General features: G+C 45.6%; 12 protein-coding genes. 4 read left to right on the plus strand and 8 right to left on the minus strand.

What is annotated here, in order from left to right; translation table 11 throughout:
- Positions 1 to 248 precede the first annotated feature (248 nt).
- Positions 249 to 1,187, minus strand: a complete 939-nt coding sequence (pplA, locus tag ACIPK1_RS15420) for an extracellular electron transfer flavoprotein PplA (RefSeq protein WP_400451285.1) — start codon at positions 1,185 to 1,187, stop codon at positions 249 to 251.
- Positions 1,188 to 1,457: 270 nt separating this feature from the next.
- Here pplA and ACIPK1_RS15425 point away from each other — a divergent pair, with 270 nt between their 5' ends.
- The 4 genes from ACIPK1_RS15425 to ACIPK1_RS15440 all read left to right on the plus strand — a co-directional run bounded on the left by ACIPK1_RS15425 (position 1,458) and on the right by ACIPK1_RS15440 (position 5,581).
- The gene (locus tag ACIPK1_RS15425) at positions 1,458 to 3,398 is read left to right on the plus strand and encodes an NAD(P)/FAD-dependent oxidoreductase (RefSeq protein ID WP_005230327.1); all 1,941 of its coding nucleotides are present in this window, start codon (positions 1,458 to 1,460) and stop codon (positions 3,396 to 3,398) included.
- Between the two features lie 206 nt (positions 3,399 to 3,604).
- The gene (locus ACIPK1_RS15430; protein WP_010748871.1) at positions 3,605 to 4,012 is read left to right on the plus strand and encodes a NusG domain II-containing protein; all 408 of its coding nucleotides are present in this window, start codon (positions 3,605 to 3,607) and stop codon (positions 4,010 to 4,012) included.
- Positions 4,013 to 4,022: 10 nt separating this feature from the next.
- On the plus strand, positions 4,023 to 4,583 hold the full coding sequence (locus tag ACIPK1_RS15435; RefSeq protein WP_005232987.1) for a Gx transporter family protein: 561 nt from the start codon (positions 4,023 to 4,025) through the stop codon (positions 4,581 to 4,583).
- 11 nt (positions 4,584 to 4,594) lie between these two features.
- Positions 4,595 to 5,581, plus strand: coding sequence for a polyprenyl synthetase family protein (locus ACIPK1_RS15440; RefSeq protein WP_400451286.1), 987 nt, complete (start codon positions 4,595 to 4,597; stop codon positions 5,579 to 5,581).
- A gap of 163 nt (positions 5,582 to 5,744) precedes the next feature.
- Here ACIPK1_RS15440 and gor read toward each other — a convergent pair whose 3' ends face one another.
- The 7 genes from gor to ACIPK1_RS15475 all read right to left on the minus strand — a co-directional run bounded on the left by gor (position 5,745) and on the right by ACIPK1_RS15475 (position 15,548).
- Positions 5,745 to 7,091, minus strand: a complete 1,347-nt coding sequence (gene gor / locus ACIPK1_RS15445) for a glutathione-disulfide reductase (RefSeq protein WP_005232985.1) — start codon at positions 7,089 to 7,091, stop codon at positions 5,745 to 5,747.
- Positions 7,092 to 7,184: 93 nt separating this feature from the next.
- Positions 7,185 to 8,426, minus strand: a complete 1,242-nt coding sequence (locus ACIPK1_RS15450; protein ID WP_008381725.1) for a U32 family peptidase — start codon at positions 8,424 to 8,426, stop codon at positions 7,185 to 7,187.
- Positions 8,427 to 8,439: 13 nt separating this feature from the next.
- Positions 8,440 to 9,360: a peptidase U32 family protein gene (locus ACIPK1_RS15455; protein ID WP_086298904.1), complete on the minus strand. Its 921-nt coding sequence runs from the start codon at positions 9,358 to 9,360 to the stop codon at positions 8,440 to 8,442.
- A gap of 270 nt (positions 9,361 to 9,630) precedes the next feature.
- Positions 9,631 to 12,111: an ATP-dependent Clp protease ATP-binding subunit gene (locus ACIPK1_RS15460; protein WP_008381720.1), complete on the minus strand. Its 2,481-nt coding sequence runs from the start codon at positions 12,109 to 12,111 to the stop codon at positions 9,631 to 9,633.
- 5 nt (positions 12,112 to 12,116) lie between these two features.
- Positions 12,117 to 12,584, minus strand: coding sequence for a CtsR family transcriptional regulator (locus ACIPK1_RS15465; protein ID WP_005230319.1), 468 nt, complete (start codon positions 12,582 to 12,584; stop codon positions 12,117 to 12,119).
- Between the two features lie 223 nt (positions 12,585 to 12,807).
- Positions 12,808 to 14,811, minus strand: coding sequence for a Stk1 family PASTA domain-containing Ser/Thr kinase (gene pknB, locus ACIPK1_RS15470; protein WP_005232981.1), 2,004 nt, complete (start codon positions 14,809 to 14,811; stop codon positions 12,808 to 12,810).
- Positions 14,808 to 15,548, minus strand: coding sequence for a Stp1/IreP family PP2C-type Ser/Thr phosphatase (locus ACIPK1_RS15475; protein ID WP_005230317.1), 741 nt, complete (start codon positions 15,546 to 15,548; stop codon positions 14,808 to 14,810). Before ACIPK1_RS15475 ends, pknB begins: the two co-directional genes overlap by 4 nt.
- Between the last annotated feature and the right edge of the window lie 13 nt (positions 15,549 to 15,561).

Consider the following 15,561-nt stretch of genomic DNA (forward strand, 5'->3'; position numbering starts at 1 on the left):
CTATTGTCTTCAACCTTCATATAATAGCCTTTTTTTAGCAGAATGAAAAGGGGCATTCCGTGATTCCGCAACGTATTTTAGGAATCCTTAATCGAACTTTTTCTTCTTTGTAAAAAACAGTTCTTTTAAAAAAAACTTCCCGCCAGATTGCTTCCTTTTGCACGAACTTGCTTTTATGACCTTGCTGCCCACGAAAAAAAGACAGCACTCAAAGCGAATGCTGTCCTCTTCATTCAAAAAAGTTGTGATTATTCAGTAACGAAGTTATCGACTTCAATGGTTGTTTGGTCACCTTTTTCAGCTGCATTCAACAATTGTTGTGCATAGATAACAAAGCTGTGGAAGCTGTGGGTTGCACCAGAAACGACGTCCATGTCTGCCACAGAACCATCTTCAGCATTGACTGCAGAAACAAAAGCTTCATTGAAGTTTGGAATGAATTCTTCTGGACCAGTACCAGATTTTGCTTCCATGTTTTCATTGTATTCTGTATCATCTTTTTTCGACTCGCCGGCTTCGTTTAGGTAGTCGTAGTTTGATTCAGAGATTTTGCCGTCAGCCACAGTCATTGAGAAGACCACGCGGTAACCGTTTGAGTAGTTCTTTTCTTCTAATGTATAGGTTCCGTCTTGCAAGTCTGCACCGTTGTCGATTTCAATGGTATCCGTGTTGCCTGCTTGCGCCGCTTGGATCAATTGTTGTGCATAGTTTTGGAAGGAATCAAAGGAATGAGTCGCGCCAGAAACTACTTCGATTGAAGAAGGGCTTTGTGCGGCAACTAATTCTTCATTGAATTTAGGAATAAATTCTTCTGGACTGATGCCTGCTTTTTCTTTCATCGTTTCATTGTATTCAGTGTTTTCTGTTTTTGATTCGCCATCAGCATTCACGTTGTCATATTTTGATTCAACGATTTTGCCGTCTTTGACTGTGATCTCAAAAGTAACACGGTAGTCGTTTTTGTAGTTCTTTTCTTCTAAACGATACGTCCCATCTTGCATTGGTTCGCCCGCAACAACGGTCGCTTCTGTACTTTCTGTTGATGCTGAATCGCTTGCAGAAGTTTGTGATGTACTTTCACTAGTTGACGAAGACGCTGTATTGTTGTTGTCCGCTCCGCAACCCCCTAACAATATTGCTGCGAATGAAAATACCGCCATACCTACAATCAATTTCTTTGCTTTCATAATTATCCACCTTTTACTTGTTTATTTTCCCCACAAAAAAGTTTGTGATACATCTAACATTGTAAAGTAAATTTACGATATGTCAACCGCTTCCTTTCCGCTTTTTTACGGAAAAAGGACTTAATTTTTGATTTTCGCAAGTTTTCACGAATTTCAGGAAATATGCGTTTTTTTCATCAGAATCGTTAGACAAATGAACCATTTGTCTATATAATAGGAACGATTGTGTAATTATTATCATAGATTATTTTTATTAAGGAGAGATTTGCAATGGCAAAGAAAAACATTGTCGTTGTCGGTGCCGGTTATGCAGGCGTTTCTGCTACGAAGTACATGGCAAAGAAATTGAAAAAAGACAATGATGTTGAGATAACATTGATCGACCGTCACTCTTATCATACGATGATGACTGAACTGCATGAAGTCGCTGGAGGACGTGTAGAACCTACCGCAATTCAATATGACTTGCAGCGCTTGTTCTCACGCAAGAAAAATGTTCGTTTAGTAACCGATACAGTAACTGGGATCGATAAAGAAAATAAAACCGTCCAAACAAAATTAGGTAGCTATTCATTTGACTACTTGATTTTAGGGATGGGTGGCGAACCGAATGACTTTGGTACACCTGGCGTTAAAGAAAACGGCTTTACTTTATGGTCATTTGACGATGCTGTCCGTATTCGCGAACACATTGAAAAAACTGTCGCAAAAGCAGCGATCGAACCAGATGCAGCATTACGCAAAGCAATGTTGACCTTTGTCGTTTGTGGTTCTGGATTTACCGGGATCGAAATGATCGGTGAACTGATCGATTGGAAAGATCGTTTAGCTTCCGATTATAAATTGGACCCAAGTGAAATCAGCTTGAAAGTCGTTGAAGCAATGCCAACGATCTTGAACATGCTTGATCGTAACGATGCAGCCAAAGCAGAACGCTACTTGAAGAAAAACAATGTTGATCTTGTCTTGAATGCACCAATCGTTGAAGTGGCACCTGACCACATCAAACTAAAAGATGGTTCAACGATCCCAACCCACACATTGATCTGGACTGCCGGTGTCAAAGGAACTAGCGATGCTGCTGATTTCGGTTTAGAAACAGCCCGTGGTTTCCGTCTAGTTGCCAATGAGTACATGGAAGCAAAAGGCTACGAAGACAAAAACATCTATATTATTGGTGACTTGGTTTACTTCGAAGAATTCCCGAATACACCAACACCACAAATCGTGCAAGCAGCTGAACAAACAGGTCACACTGCAGCAACGAACATCGTTTCAGCCATCAAAGGCGGCGAAAAACATAAATTCAAAGGAAACTACCAAGGATTTATGGTTTCGATCGGTGCCAAATGGGGCGTGGCGAACTTATTCAATAAGATTCACCTGAGCGGTTTCTTAGCGATCATTATGAAACACATCGTTAACTTGAAATACTTCTTTGATATTCGTTCTGGTTACTACATGTTCCAATACTTGATGCATGAAATCTTCCACATCAAAGATGACCGGACAGTCGCTCGTGGTCACACGTCTCGTTACGGTAACGTCTTGTGGAGTGTTCCGCTTCGTATTTTCTATGGTCTTGTCTGGTTCGTTGAAGCCTTCAAGAAAATTTTAGGTACGAATGGGGAAGTCTTCAAACCTGGTACTTGGTTCGGTGAAGGTTCTTGGTTCCAAGGCAACAGCGTATTCCCTTGGACTTGGGAATATCAAACAGTCGCTGATGCAGCAAGTGGTGCTAGTGAAGCAGCCGATGCAGCAAGTGCCGCTAGTGGTGCCGGCGAAGCAGCCGATGCAGCGACACAAGCCGCACACTTCGGTTTGAGCTATGCTTACGGGGAACAACCAATGATCGTGATCGAAAAATCACCTGACTGGTTCACAAAAGTTATGCAATTTATTATGCCAAACAACGACGTTGCAATGTTCTTCCAAAAATTCATGGTCTTCTTTGAAATTGCTTTAGCTCTTGCATTGATGGCTGGTCTCTTCACTTGGTTAGTAAACGCAACGACTATCGTTTTAGTGTTGACTTTCTGTATGTCTGGTATGTTCTACTGGGTAAACATCTGGTTCATTCCAGTTGCATTTGCCTTGATGAACGGTTCAGGACGCGCAGTCGGTTTAGACCGTTGGGTAATCCCATGGTTGCAACGTACCCTTGGAAAATGGTGGTACGGTACCCCTCGCTCCTTATATGGCAATAAATAAGCCAGCAAAATAGAATACCTGTACGACTTCATGAGACTAAGACATTCTGATTTTCAATCAGTGTCTTGGTCTCTTTCCAAGTACAGAACTTTTTCTTGATCGTCCTTGCACAGAAATCGGTGGATTATTGAGGATTCAGCTAGTAGAATCTTGTCTTCTTATGCTAGAATGAGACACATCACATGAAAGAACAGGAGTCTTTTTTGATGAAACTAAAAGAATTTATCCGCGATGCCCATTTAAAACCATGGGATGGCGTCATCATACTTGTTTTGATCCTCAGCTCTTTTTTACCGATTTTTATTTTTGGCCAGACGCAAACAGCGGACAAAGAAGCCGTCTTGCGGGTCGATGGGACAGAAATCAAACGTTTTGACTTAGTTGAAGGTCAAAAAACGTACACCTATCTTTATGAAGATGAAGACGGGGATACCAATTTACTGGAGATCGAAGGCGATCGGATCCGAATCAAGGAAGCTGATTGCGGCGACCAGATTTGTGTGCGCCGTGGCTGGGCCAGTAAAAATGGGGAAACCATCGTCTGTCTACCTCATAAATTGGTGATCGAAATCCAAGCCGCAGATGGGAGTGAGACCGACGATCTAATCTATTGATCGTTTGCTTATGAGTCGATTACAACGAATAATTTTCATCTCACTGCTGGTCGCCCAAGGGGTCGTGATTGGTTTAGTTGAAAATATGATCCCTTATCCATTTGCCTTTGCGCCTGGTGCGAAACTAGGTTTGGCAAATTTAATTACCATTATTGCTTTGTTCACCATGCCGAAAAAAGACAGTTTTCTCTTGATTTGGCTAAGACTGATTTTAACGACGTTACTAGGAGGAACGGTTTCGACCTTCTTATATAGTATGAGTGGTTCCTTACTGAGCTACTTTGGGATGTCTTTGGTGAAACAGTTGGGGCCTAAGCGTGTCAGTATCATCGGCATTAGTGCGGCTGGCGGTTTCTTGCACAACGTCGGACAGTTGATCACCGCCTCATGGATCGCTCAATCCTGGAGCGTGATGCTCTACTTGCCGGTCCTGTCTTTCTTTGGGATCTTGTCCGGGATCGCTATCGGGATCGCCGCCAACTACTTGCTGCGTCGTGTTGAAACACTGCGCCGTTTTCAAATTGATTATGAACGCCAGACCAAAGTCAAATGGCGCTCGGATTCAGAATAAAGGAGTTAATTATGAAACTTCATTCCATGTGGCAAGAGTATCCAGCACTGCAAGCTGACTTATCTGCCTCCTTGCAATTGATGGAAAAATCATTAAAACTAAAAAACAAAGCGGTCGAACAAGCGATCCTGTCCATGATCCATTCAGGTGGGAAACTGCTGCGTCCTGCTTATCAGCTGCTCTTTTCTGCTTATGGCAGTGACAAAGATCGCGAAAAAGCCGTCGCATTGGCGGCTTCGATCGAGATGCTCCACACTGCTTCGCTGATTCACGACGATATCGTCGATCATGCGGACACCCGACGCAAGCTGCCGACCATTCGTTCCGAATTTGGCAACGATGTCGCTGTCTATGCTGGTGATTACCTCTTCGTCTGCTGCTTCAAATTGATGGCGGATTATGCTAGCTCCATGAAAAGCTTGCAAATGAATTCCCGTAGTATGGAAAAAATCCTCGCCGGCGAATTAGGGCAAATGAGCAAACGATACGATTTGTCCGTCACCGTCGAGGATTACTTAGAAAACATTCGCGGCAAAACCGCTGAATTGTTTGCCTTAAGCTGCTTCATCGGGGCTTACGAAAGCGGCACTTCCTTGCGCTTTGCCAATCAAGCCCGTGAGATCGGCGAAGCCATTGGCCTTGCCTTTCAAATCATGGATGACGTCTTGGATTACAGTCAAGATGCGACTGCCTTAGGAAAACCAGTATTGGAAGATGTTCGGCAAGGCGTCTATTCCCTGCCGCTGTTAATGGCACTGAAAAGTGACCGCCAACAGCTGCTCCCATTGCTGGAAAAACAAGACGCCATGACGGACACCGACACCCACGAAGTCTATCGGATCGTCCAAGAAAGTGCTGGGATCGAGGAAGCCAAGAAACTCGCAGCCGACTATACGAAAAAAGCTTTGCAGGCGATCCAGAAATTACCTGAGACCAAAGATGAAACCAAAACGTATCTTTACCAGATCACTGCTCAGATCCTTGGGCGTCAGAACTGATCAAGGATCTAGGATAAACCCAGCAGCTGGGATCATCCTGAAATAAGCCCCCAAGGTTCGATTTCTGATCTACTTTTGGGGACTTTTTAGTTGATAGCTAGAATTTTATACGCAAAAAAAGCCTCAACGGACAAATCATCTGTCCGTTGAGGCTTTTTTTCTTTTAACGCATCGTCACAAATTCTTCTGACCCCGTCGGATGAATGGCAACGGTTTGATCAAAGTCTGCTTTTGTAGCACCCATTTTGATGGCTACAGCGAAGCCTTGCAGCATTTCATCGACACCGATCCCGATGCCGTGCAGACCGATGATTTTTTCTTCTTCTCCTAAGCACACCAATTTCATCTCACACTTTTGGCGATACTCATTTAAAGCAAAGTACATCGGTGTAAAGCGCGAACGATACACCTTTATCTGCTCTTGGCCGTATTTTTCCAAGGCTGCTTCTTCGGATAAACCAATCGTGGCAATCGGTGGATGCGTAAAGATGACCGTCGGTACTAAATTATAATCCAAGTACGCATCGCTTTGACCGTTGAACAAGCGTTCAGACAAGCGACGACCAGCGGCAATCGCAACGGGGGTCAAATCCAATTTTCCAATGACATCGCCCACCGCAAAAATCGAGTCAGCTGTGGTATTTTGATATTTGTCCACAATGATAAACCCTTTTTCATCCAATTGGACATCGGTGTTTTCTAGGCCTAACTTATCCGTATTCGGCACGCGACCACCAGCAAAAAGGACGCAATCGCCGGTCAAGGTTTCGCCATTTTCAAAGTGAACGAGATACTCGTCACCTTCTTTAATGATACGAGAGGCAACGTAGCCTGCATAAGTTTCGATTCCTGATTCTTGGTACATCTCCACGAGATTATCCGCAAGCATCTTGTCAAAGGTTCGTAATGGCCGCTCTTTGCGGTACGCCCAAGCCACTTGGCTGCCCAGCTGTTGGCTAACCCCGCTGATTTCGGCTGCGATGTAGCCTGCCCCTAAGACGACCATACGCTTTGGTGCTTCTCGCAACGCAAAAAAACCATTCGAGTCAATGGCGTACTCACCGCCGGGAATATTCATCGCGCTAGGTTTTCCACCGGTGGCAATCAAAATGTTTGCTGCATGGTAGTTTTCCCCATTGACGGTAACCGTGTGGTTATCCACAAACTGTGCATAACCGTGGATAACTTCTACATTGTTGCTGTCTAAGCCTTTTTGATAGGCTGTGTGTAAAAAATCAATGTATTTTTCACGGTTATCCACAAGCTCGGTAAAATTAAATTTATCCACATGTGGATAAATGCCGTAGCTAGTTGCGTCCCGCTTGATCATTTCTAACATCTCACTGGCTTGCCACATGACTTTTTTCGGCACACAGCCGACATTGACACAGGTGCCGCCTAATTCATTGCCTTCGATCAATAATACTTTGGCGCCGTGCATTCCTGCTCGATTGGCTGAGGCGATCCCGCCGCTGCCGCCGCCAATTACTATGTAGTCGTATGTTTCCATATTTGTTGTTTCCTCCTTAAGATTGTCTATGTTCTCATCGATCCTTTTTGGCTGGATTGATTCAACAAAAAAAGCCGAGAGAAACTCTAGACCTTATTTTTTCTTCCGAATCATGTCTCCGACTTCCACCGGTTCTTTGACCGGCATCGTCAGCAGCATCATAGGATTTGGTGCACGATCGATGGATTCACCGTCTTCATTATACATGACTTCGACGGTTTGGTGAAAGTGATGGAATCCGGGACCGTAAAATTCGATTTCATCGCCGACGGAAAAGTGGTTCCGTTGCCGGATCGTAGCTGTTTTCGTTGCCGGATCATATGCCATGACTTCCCCAATAAACTTATATTGTGGAATTTTCCGACGTGGACCAAACAACTGCTCATTTTCACTCGGGGTATCATAGTAAAAGCCTGACGCAAGCTCGCGCTGCGCAACTTTCCACAGTTCATCGATCCATTCTTGTTTGCAGACATAGTTCTCTGGATCGGCCATGTAACTGTCCACGGCTGCTTTATAAACGTTCGCCACGGTTGAAACATAGTGGATCGATTTCATGCGGCCTTCGATTTTGAAACTATCCACGCCGTTTTCAATCAGATCAGGGATATGTTCGATCATCGACATATCCACGGCACTCATGGAGAATTCTTCTTCCACTGTCCCATTCTTGGTCAAACTGTTTCGTTCCGTTGCAAACGGCATGTCAAACAGATCATATTTCCAGCGGCAAGATTGCGAACAGCCGCCGCGATTAGCGTCTCGCATCGACATATGATTGGACAAAGTACAACGGCCAGAATACGAAATACACATGGCGCCATGAATAAAGGCTTCGATCTCCACGCTGGTATTTTTGCGGATTTCAGCGACTTCCTCCATCGACACTTCCCGGGCGAGGACGACCCGTTCTAGGCCTTCTTCTCGCCAAAATTCCAACGTTTCATAGTTCGTGGCACTGGCTTGGGTGGACAAATGGATCGGTAGACCCGGCGCTTCTGTTGCGCAGATCTGGATCAAAGCTGGATCAGAAACAATCACGGCCGAAATACCGACATCTCGCAATTCCCGAAAGAACTCCCCTGCACCTTCTTGATTGCCCTCATGAGTCACCATGTTGGCTGCTACATAAACTTTTGCGTTGTGGGCTTTGGCAAAAGCTACCCCTTCCGCCATTTCTTCATAGGTAAAGTTTCCCGCGCGACTCCGTAGGCCATAGGCATTGCCGCCGATATAGACAGCGTCAGCGCCATAGTGGATCGCTGTTTTTAATTTTTCTAACGTACCAGCTGGTGCTAACACTTCTGGTCGTTTCAATGCTTGTTTAACGGTCATTTGTTCTTGCTCCTTACTTGATATCGTCAGGATCGATGGCATAAAATCCAGTGTCTAACCCACGTTCTGCCGGATGAAGTTGGGCAACTTGTTCACTGAGCACAGCAGCTTGCTCTGCTTGCCACTCCCCACTTTCTACAAGGGTCTTGGCTTGGGCAAACAGTTTAGCAATTGCCACAAAGGCTGCCCCTCGTGTATAGATTCCGTCCAACTTCCAGGTTTGAAAGCCTGTTTCGGCTAATTCCGCCAGCTGCAGCAGCAAATTAATGTCGTTATTGGCAAAAATGTGCGTACCGTGGCTATCTTCATAAATGGAATAGTGGGTTTCTTCTTTTTTCGGTTCGGATAAAAACAACCCACGATCGTGGTTCTTTTCTTCCGATTGTTGGGTATAGTTATAATAATTTTGTAAAAGCGGACGCTTCGATTGGTGAATGCAGGTCGCACCATAAACCAATACTTCCACAGGAATATTTAGTTGCGGGGCCATGATTTTCATTTCCTCGAAAGGAACTTCTCGCGCTAAAACGGCTGCCCTTGCCCCTTTTTGTCCCCAAAAATTGATTTGACGAGCGCTTGTTACTAAGGTTTCCCCTGCATAGATAAATGGCAAGGCACATTCTGGATTTTGCTTCATGCGGTAAATGATCCCAGGATCTCCGAGAGCGATTTGATCGGCTTGATTGGTCTTCAGAAATGCTAGGTATTCTGGAATCAGCTTCATTTTTTCTGGGTGCATGATGCCATTGACCGCGATCGTCACTTTCTTTCCAGCTTCGTGGGCCATGTCGATCAGTCTGATTTGCTCTTCACGAGAAAAAGAGGCCGGTAGGCGCAGCCCAAATGTCTCTTCTCCAAAAAACAATGTATCAACATAAGGGATCAGCTGCTGTGCTTGCTCGATCGATTCCACCGTGGCGATAATCTCAACCATAATACTCCTCCTTTTTTCAACTCATTCATAGTATCACACAGCAGGATTCTTTCCAAGAGGTCTCGTTACTCTTTTTTTCACGAATAGCGCTTTGATCATTAATCAACCGTTGTCATAAAGCTATTTAGAAGGATATTTTTTTTGTGAATCATCAATCATAATCAGTGGAGACTTCTTGATCACTACTAGACATAACAAGACAAAAAAGCGGCGTTCCTATGGATGCCGATTGCTCGACCATAGAAACGCCACTACCGTTATTGGCTCGACTTAAACTTGTTGCAAGACCCGTGCTTGTCCCTCTTTGACATTGAGGGTGATCGATCCTTTGGAAGCACCGATCGTCACTTTGTCACCTAAATGAATTTGCCCTGATAGGAGTGCTTCACTTAAACGGTCTTCGACTTCTTTTTGCAAGGCTCGACGAATCGGCCGTGCCCCATATTCTGGATCAAAACCAGCTTTACCGATCACATCAATGGCAGATGGCGTGATCTTCAATTGGATGTCTTGGTTGCCTAATCGTTTGATGATCGCTTTGCTCATGATCTTCACGATCTCGTGGATCTCCCCTTCACCTAAGGATTGGAAGACCACTGTTTCATCCACACGGTTCAAGAACTCTGGACGGAAGGCTTTTTTCAGCTCTTCTAAGATCCGTTTTTGCATCGCTTGGTGATCTTTCGTTAAATCAGTGACATTAAACCCAACGCTTTTTTCTTCGCGGATTTGTTGGGCACCGATATTAGAGGTCATGATCAAAATCGTGTTGCGGAAATCGACCTTCCGACCCTTGGCATCCGTCAAATGACCATCATCTAGCACTTGCAAGAGGATATTGAAGACATCGGGATGGGCTTTTTCCACCTCGTCCAATAAGATGACGGAGTATGGTTTTGAACGGATTTTTTCCGTCAATTGCCCACCTTCATCGTAGCCGACATAGCCTGGCGGTGAACCGATCAAACGGCTCGTGCTGTATTTTTCCATAAATTCGGACATATCGACACGAACCAAGGCATCTTCACTACCAAACATCGCTTCTGCTAAGGCTTTGGCAAGCTCGGTTTTCCCGACACCGGTCGGGCCTAAGAACATGAAGGAACCAATTGGACGGTTCGGATCTTTCAACCCACTGCGGGCGCGGCGGATCGAACGAGCGACTGCCTTGACTGCTTCTTCTTGGCCAACTACCCGTTGATGCAAGATCTTTTCAAGATCCAACAAGCGTTCGCTTTCTTTTTTCTCCATCTGCTGCAAAGGTACGCCGGTCCATTGGGAAACGACCGTGGCAACATCTTCTGCAGTAACACTATCGGCATAGCCTGATGCTTCTTTGACTTCCATAAACGCTACTTCCGTCAGCTGTTGGGTCAATTTCTTTTCCTTGATCCGTAAACGAGCTGCTGCTTCAAAATCTTGCTGACGAATAGCGGCTTCTTTTTCTTCGATCAAGTTGGCGATCTCGTTTTGCAGATCTGCCAATTCTGAACTTTCATCGGTTTTGTCTAAACGCACTTTGGCAGCTGATTCATCCATCAAATCGATGGCTTTATCTGGTAATTGGCGCGAATTGATGTAACGCACGGACAGTTGCACAGCGGCGTGTAACGCATCATCAGAAATTTCCACCCCATGATGTTCTTCATAACGAGGACGCAAGCCCCGTAAAATTTCTTCCGCTTCTTCTGGTGTCGGTTCGTCGACTTGCACCCGGGCAAAACGGCGTTCTAACGCAGAATCTTTTTCAATGTATTTTTGGTACTCATCTAGTGTTGTGGCACCGATGGTTTGCAATTCCCCACGGGCTAAGGCTGGTTTCAGAATATTCGAGGCATCAATCGCCCCTTCTGCTCCGCCGGCCCCAATTAGTGTATGCAATTCATCAATGAATAAGATGATTTGACCATCTTGATAGATCTCATCAATGATTTTTTTCATTCGGTCTTCAAATTCGCCCCGGTATTTCGTTCCGGCAACTAAAGCCCCCATGTCCAGCATCATCAAACGCTTGTTTTGCATGTCTTCTGGGACTTCCCCATTGATGATTTTTTGGGCTAAGCCTTCGGCGATCGCGGTTTTCCCAACACCAGGTTCCCCCACGAGAACAGGGTTGTTTTTGGTCCGACGGCTAAGGATCTGGATCAGGCGTTTGACTTCTTTGGCACGACCGACAACAGGATCCAACCGTTTTTCACGGGCTAATTTGGTCAAATCACGGGCTAAGGAATCCAAGGTTGGTGTTCCTTGCTGCGCTTTGGCTTGGGCTGGACGACGACGACCTGCACTTCCGTTCGTTTTGCTTTCATTGAAGCCCATTTTTTTCTTCAAAAGCTGACGCATTTTCGCGAGACTCAAGCCGAGATTCAGCATGATCCGTGAAGCCAAAATGTCTTCGTCTCTTAATAAGCCTAATAATAGATGTTCGGTACCTATCTGCGGTGCCCCTAAACGCTTGGCTTCATCCCCTGCATAAGCAAATGTATGTTTTGCTCGTGGTGAATACGCGAGATAGGCATTTTCTGGGTATTGACGAACGGTGCCGTACCCTGTTAAATGTTCGATTTCTTCACGAATATCGTTTTCTGTGATATTCATTTCCCGTAACGTTTTGCCGGCGATCCCGTTTTGTTCAATGACCAGTGCCAATAGAATATGTTCAGAACCTACCGCTTGGTGCTTAAAGTATTTTGCTTCTTCTTGGGCGATAGCCAAAACGGCTTTCGCGCGTTGGGTGAATAATTCATCCATCTCTTTCACTTCCTGTCTTCGTAACTTAATCGTTCTAGAATTGCATGGAGCAAATCAGCTCGTGTTCTATTTTCATAAGGAGAACGTCCTAGAACTGCTTTCGCGATGACGGTCAATAATAAGTTGCCTTCTCGCTTGGACAGGATTCCTTCCTCATAAAGTTTCTGGATTATTGCATACGCATCTTTTTCCGAGATGGTTTCATCGAATAGTTGATTCATTTCTTTTAAGTAGTGGTGGCTGTCCGTGATTTTGACTTTTTCGATCCGAATATAGCCGCCCCCGCCGCGTTTGCTTTCAACCGCATAGCCTCTTTGAACGGTGAAGCGGGTATTGATCACGTAGTTTATTTGTGAGGGCACGCAGTTGAACAAATTTGCCATTTCCGCGCGACGAATCTCAATGGTTTCACTATCTTCAAGAATTTTCTTCAAATATGCTTCAATCAAATCGGAAGTATTGTGATGACTCAATTCATTCCCTCCCTTGACTAATTCTGACCTTCATTATACCCAATTTTTGAATCCTTGGAAAGATGTACGCTTGCACAAATGGCAGGACTAAAGGAAATTTTAAAGACACCTGTGCCTCACTATAAGGTTTAGAAACAAAAACAAGCAGCTGGACGGGGAACAAAAAGAGAATTCTTTGGTCCCCGAAGGCTGCTTGGTTAAAGTATTTGGTTTTAGCTAGTTTCTAATCACTTTCTGAGCTACTTTCACTCGTAGCGCTTGAATCAGAGGAATCATCTGAACTACTGCTTGGCGTCGATGAGGACGAATCATCTGGTTCAGGTCCTCTAGAGATCGTGACCGTTACAGTAGAGCCAACTTCGACGGAGGTTCCAGCACCTGGAGAGACACGGACAACATGTCCAGCTGGTACCGAGTCATTATAGCCGTCCTCTTCCTCAAAAGTCGAGTCCAATCCCGCTTCATTCAAGTCTGCTTCTGCATCGGCTTGGCTTTTCCCAACGATTCTTGGTACATTGACCATTTCCTGCCCACTGCTGACCGTCAAAGTGATGGTCGTTTGGGAAGTCACCACCGTTTCACCTGTTGCGGGTGCTTGGGCGATGATCGTGCCTGATGGTTGACTGCTAGATTGATAGTTCACTTCGATCTGTGATCGGTCGACACCACGAGAAGTCAATGCTGCTCGTGCATCTGCCTCTGTCATGCCATAATAGTTGTCCATTGCGAAGCTATCTGGTCCGGAGCTGACCTTAAAGGTGATTTCGTCTTCTGCTGGGGAAACTTCCCGCCCTGCTGCTGGTGATTGACTGATAATATCCCCTTCATCGACATCATCTGACGACTCTAGCTCTTCTTTGATTCTGTCTTCATCAAAGCCCAAATCGATCAACTCTTTTTTGACATCATCAAAGGAGCGACCTTCATAGTCATCAAGGGTGATTTTCTTCGTTCCGCTACTGATGTAGAGGGTCACGACGGAATTCTTTTTGACTTCATTGCCTTCTGGCGGATCGGTCTTGACGACATTGCCTGCTTCGACTTCATCGTCTTCGATTTCTTCTACCTCGTCTGCCACTTGCAAGCCAGCGGCTTCCAGTTCGGCCCGAGCGGCCGCTTCTGTCTGGCCGTTGACTTCAGGAATCGCTACATCCCCCCGACCACCGCCGAATAGGAAGTAACTGCCTATGCCTAGCAGTGCGATCACCATAATGACCGGCAGCAGCAGCCAGCGTTTGCGTTTTTTCTTTTTTGGTTTCGCTGATTCTTCGGCTTGATCCGCAGCCGTTTCTGCCACGGGTTCTTCCACTGGCGGCGTTTCAACTTGGGCTGCTTCTACAGGGGTCAGCACTCTCGTTTCATCCATCAGGGCATGAGGTTCCCATCTCGGTTCATTGAGTCGATCAGGTGACAATACAGTATCAAGATCCGCTCGCATTTCATCGGCAGTTTTGTACCGATCCGCCGGTTCTTTGGCGGTCGCCTTCAATACGACGTTTTCCAGCGATTGCGGAACATTTTTGTCATAGATCCGAATCGAAGGGATCTCATCTTGGAAATGTTTCAAGGCGATCGTTACGGCTGATTCGCCATCAAAAGGTACTTTGCCGGTTAAAATTTCATAGAGAATGATCCCAATCGCATAAATATCTGATTGATTGGTCGCCATACTGCCTCGTGCTTGTTCTGGTGAAAGATAATGCACCGAGCCTAGCATCGAGTTAGTTTGGGTGATCGATGTTTCTGATAGGGCGATCGCGATCCCAAAATCGGTGATTTTCACCACGCCGTCTTCATTGATCAGCACATTCTGGGGCTTGAGGTCCCGGTGAATGATGCGGTGTTGATGGGCCAGCGCTACCGCTGATAAGATTTGTTGGATGATATCAACGATCTGCAAATAAGGTACTGGATAGTGCGTTTGGATATAGCGCTTGAGATCCATCCCTTTGACATATTCCATCACCAAAAACTGCATGCCGTCTTCTTCGCCGACATCATAAACGGTTACGATGTTGGGATGAACCAGCTCAGTCGCCGCCAATGCTTCTCGTTGAAAGCGCCGAATCGCACTTTGGTCGTTTTGGAAGTCAAAACGAAGCACTTTGATTGCCACTTCACGGTCTAAGATCAAGTCATGCGCCAAAAACACATTTGCCATTCCGCCGCTGCCGATATTGCCGATGATTTTGTATCGGCCGTTTATCTTCTTCCCAATTTCGATCATGGGCGCTCTCCTCCAACTTTAATCAATAATACCGTGATATTGTCGACACCGCCGCGTTCGTTGGCTTGATCGATCAATGATTGCACTGCTTCTTCCAGCACAGGGGTTTCTTGGATCGTTGCTGTGATCTCTTCATCTGAGACCATGTTGGTCAATCCGTCTGAACACAGCAGCAAATAATCCCCGTCTGCAATAAAGTGGATCGCCACATCGACTTCGACTTCGCTTGGCATGCCGATCGAGCGGGTCAAAACGTTTTTGCGAGGATGATTCAAGGCCATTTCTGCTGTGATTTGTCCTGACTTCACCAATTCATTGACCAGTGAATGGTCCTCTGTGATTTGGGTCAGCACTTGATTGCGTAAAAGATAGGCACGGCTGTCCCCGACATTGGCAATCGTAAACTGGTCGCCTAATAAGGCCACAGCAATGATCGTGGTGCCCATGCCGCTAAGTTCTTCTTGTTCTTGTCCTTTTTGGAAAATCACTTGGCTTTCTGCTTGGATTTTTTGGATCAACCATTGGGCAGTTTTTTCACTGTCTGTCAGCTCTGTCTGTTCCCAAGCGGTGCCAATCTCACTGACTGCTTGACGGCTAGCGACATCTCCGGCCCGGTGGCCCCCCATGCCATCGGCAAGCAAGGCCAATGTCACATTGGCTTTATTTACATAGGTTGCTGCAAAATCTTGGTTTGTGTTGCGACGTTTGCCGACATCTGTTTGAAAACGAATCTCCAATTTCTTTCACCTC

Source organism: Enterococcus sp. NPDC086594 (genome assembly GCF_044746145.1).
Lineage (GTDB): Bacteria > Bacillota > Bacilli > Lactobacillales > Enterococcaceae > Enterococcus_D > Enterococcus_D entomosocium.

What these genes read in the sequence shown, in the direction of transcription:
- pplA (WP_400451285.1), bottom strand. Translation starts at nt 1,187, where the DNA reads ATGAAAGCAAAGAAATTGATTGTAGGTATGGCGGTATTTTCATTCGCA.
- ACIPK1_RS15425 (WP_005230327.1), top strand. Translation starts at nt 1,458, where the DNA reads ATGGCAAAGAAAAACATTGTCGTTGTCGGTGCCGGTTATGCAGGCGTT.
- ACIPK1_RS15430 (WP_010748871.1), top strand. Translation starts at nt 3,605, where the DNA reads ATGAAACTAAAAGAATTTATCCGCGATGCCCATTTAAAACCATGGGAT.
- ACIPK1_RS15435 (WP_005232987.1), top strand. Translation starts at nt 4,023, where the DNA reads ATGAGTCGATTACAACGAATAATTTTCATCTCACTGCTGGTCGCCCAA.
- ACIPK1_RS15440 (WP_400451286.1), top strand. Translation starts at nt 4,595, where the DNA reads ATGAAACTTCATTCCATGTGGCAAGAGTATCCAGCACTGCAAGCTGAC.
- gor (WP_005232985.1), bottom strand. Translation starts at nt 7,091, where the DNA reads ATGGAAACATACGACTACATAGTAATTGGCGGCGGCAGCGGCGGGATC.
- ACIPK1_RS15450 (WP_008381725.1), bottom strand. Translation starts at nt 8,426, where the DNA reads ATGACCGTTAAACAAGCATTGAAACGACCAGAAGTGTTAGCACCAGCT.
- ACIPK1_RS15455 (WP_086298904.1), bottom strand. Translation starts at nt 9,360, where the DNA reads ATGGTTGAGATTATCGCCACGGTGGAATCGATCGAGCAAGCACAGCAG.
- ACIPK1_RS15460 (WP_008381720.1), bottom strand. Translation starts at nt 12,111, where the DNA reads ATGGATGAATTATTCACCCAACGCGCGAAAGCCGTTTTGGCTATCGCC.
- pknB (WP_005232981.1), bottom strand. Translation starts at nt 14,811, where the DNA reads ATGATCGAAATTGGGAAGAAGATAAACGGCCGATACAAAATCATCGGC.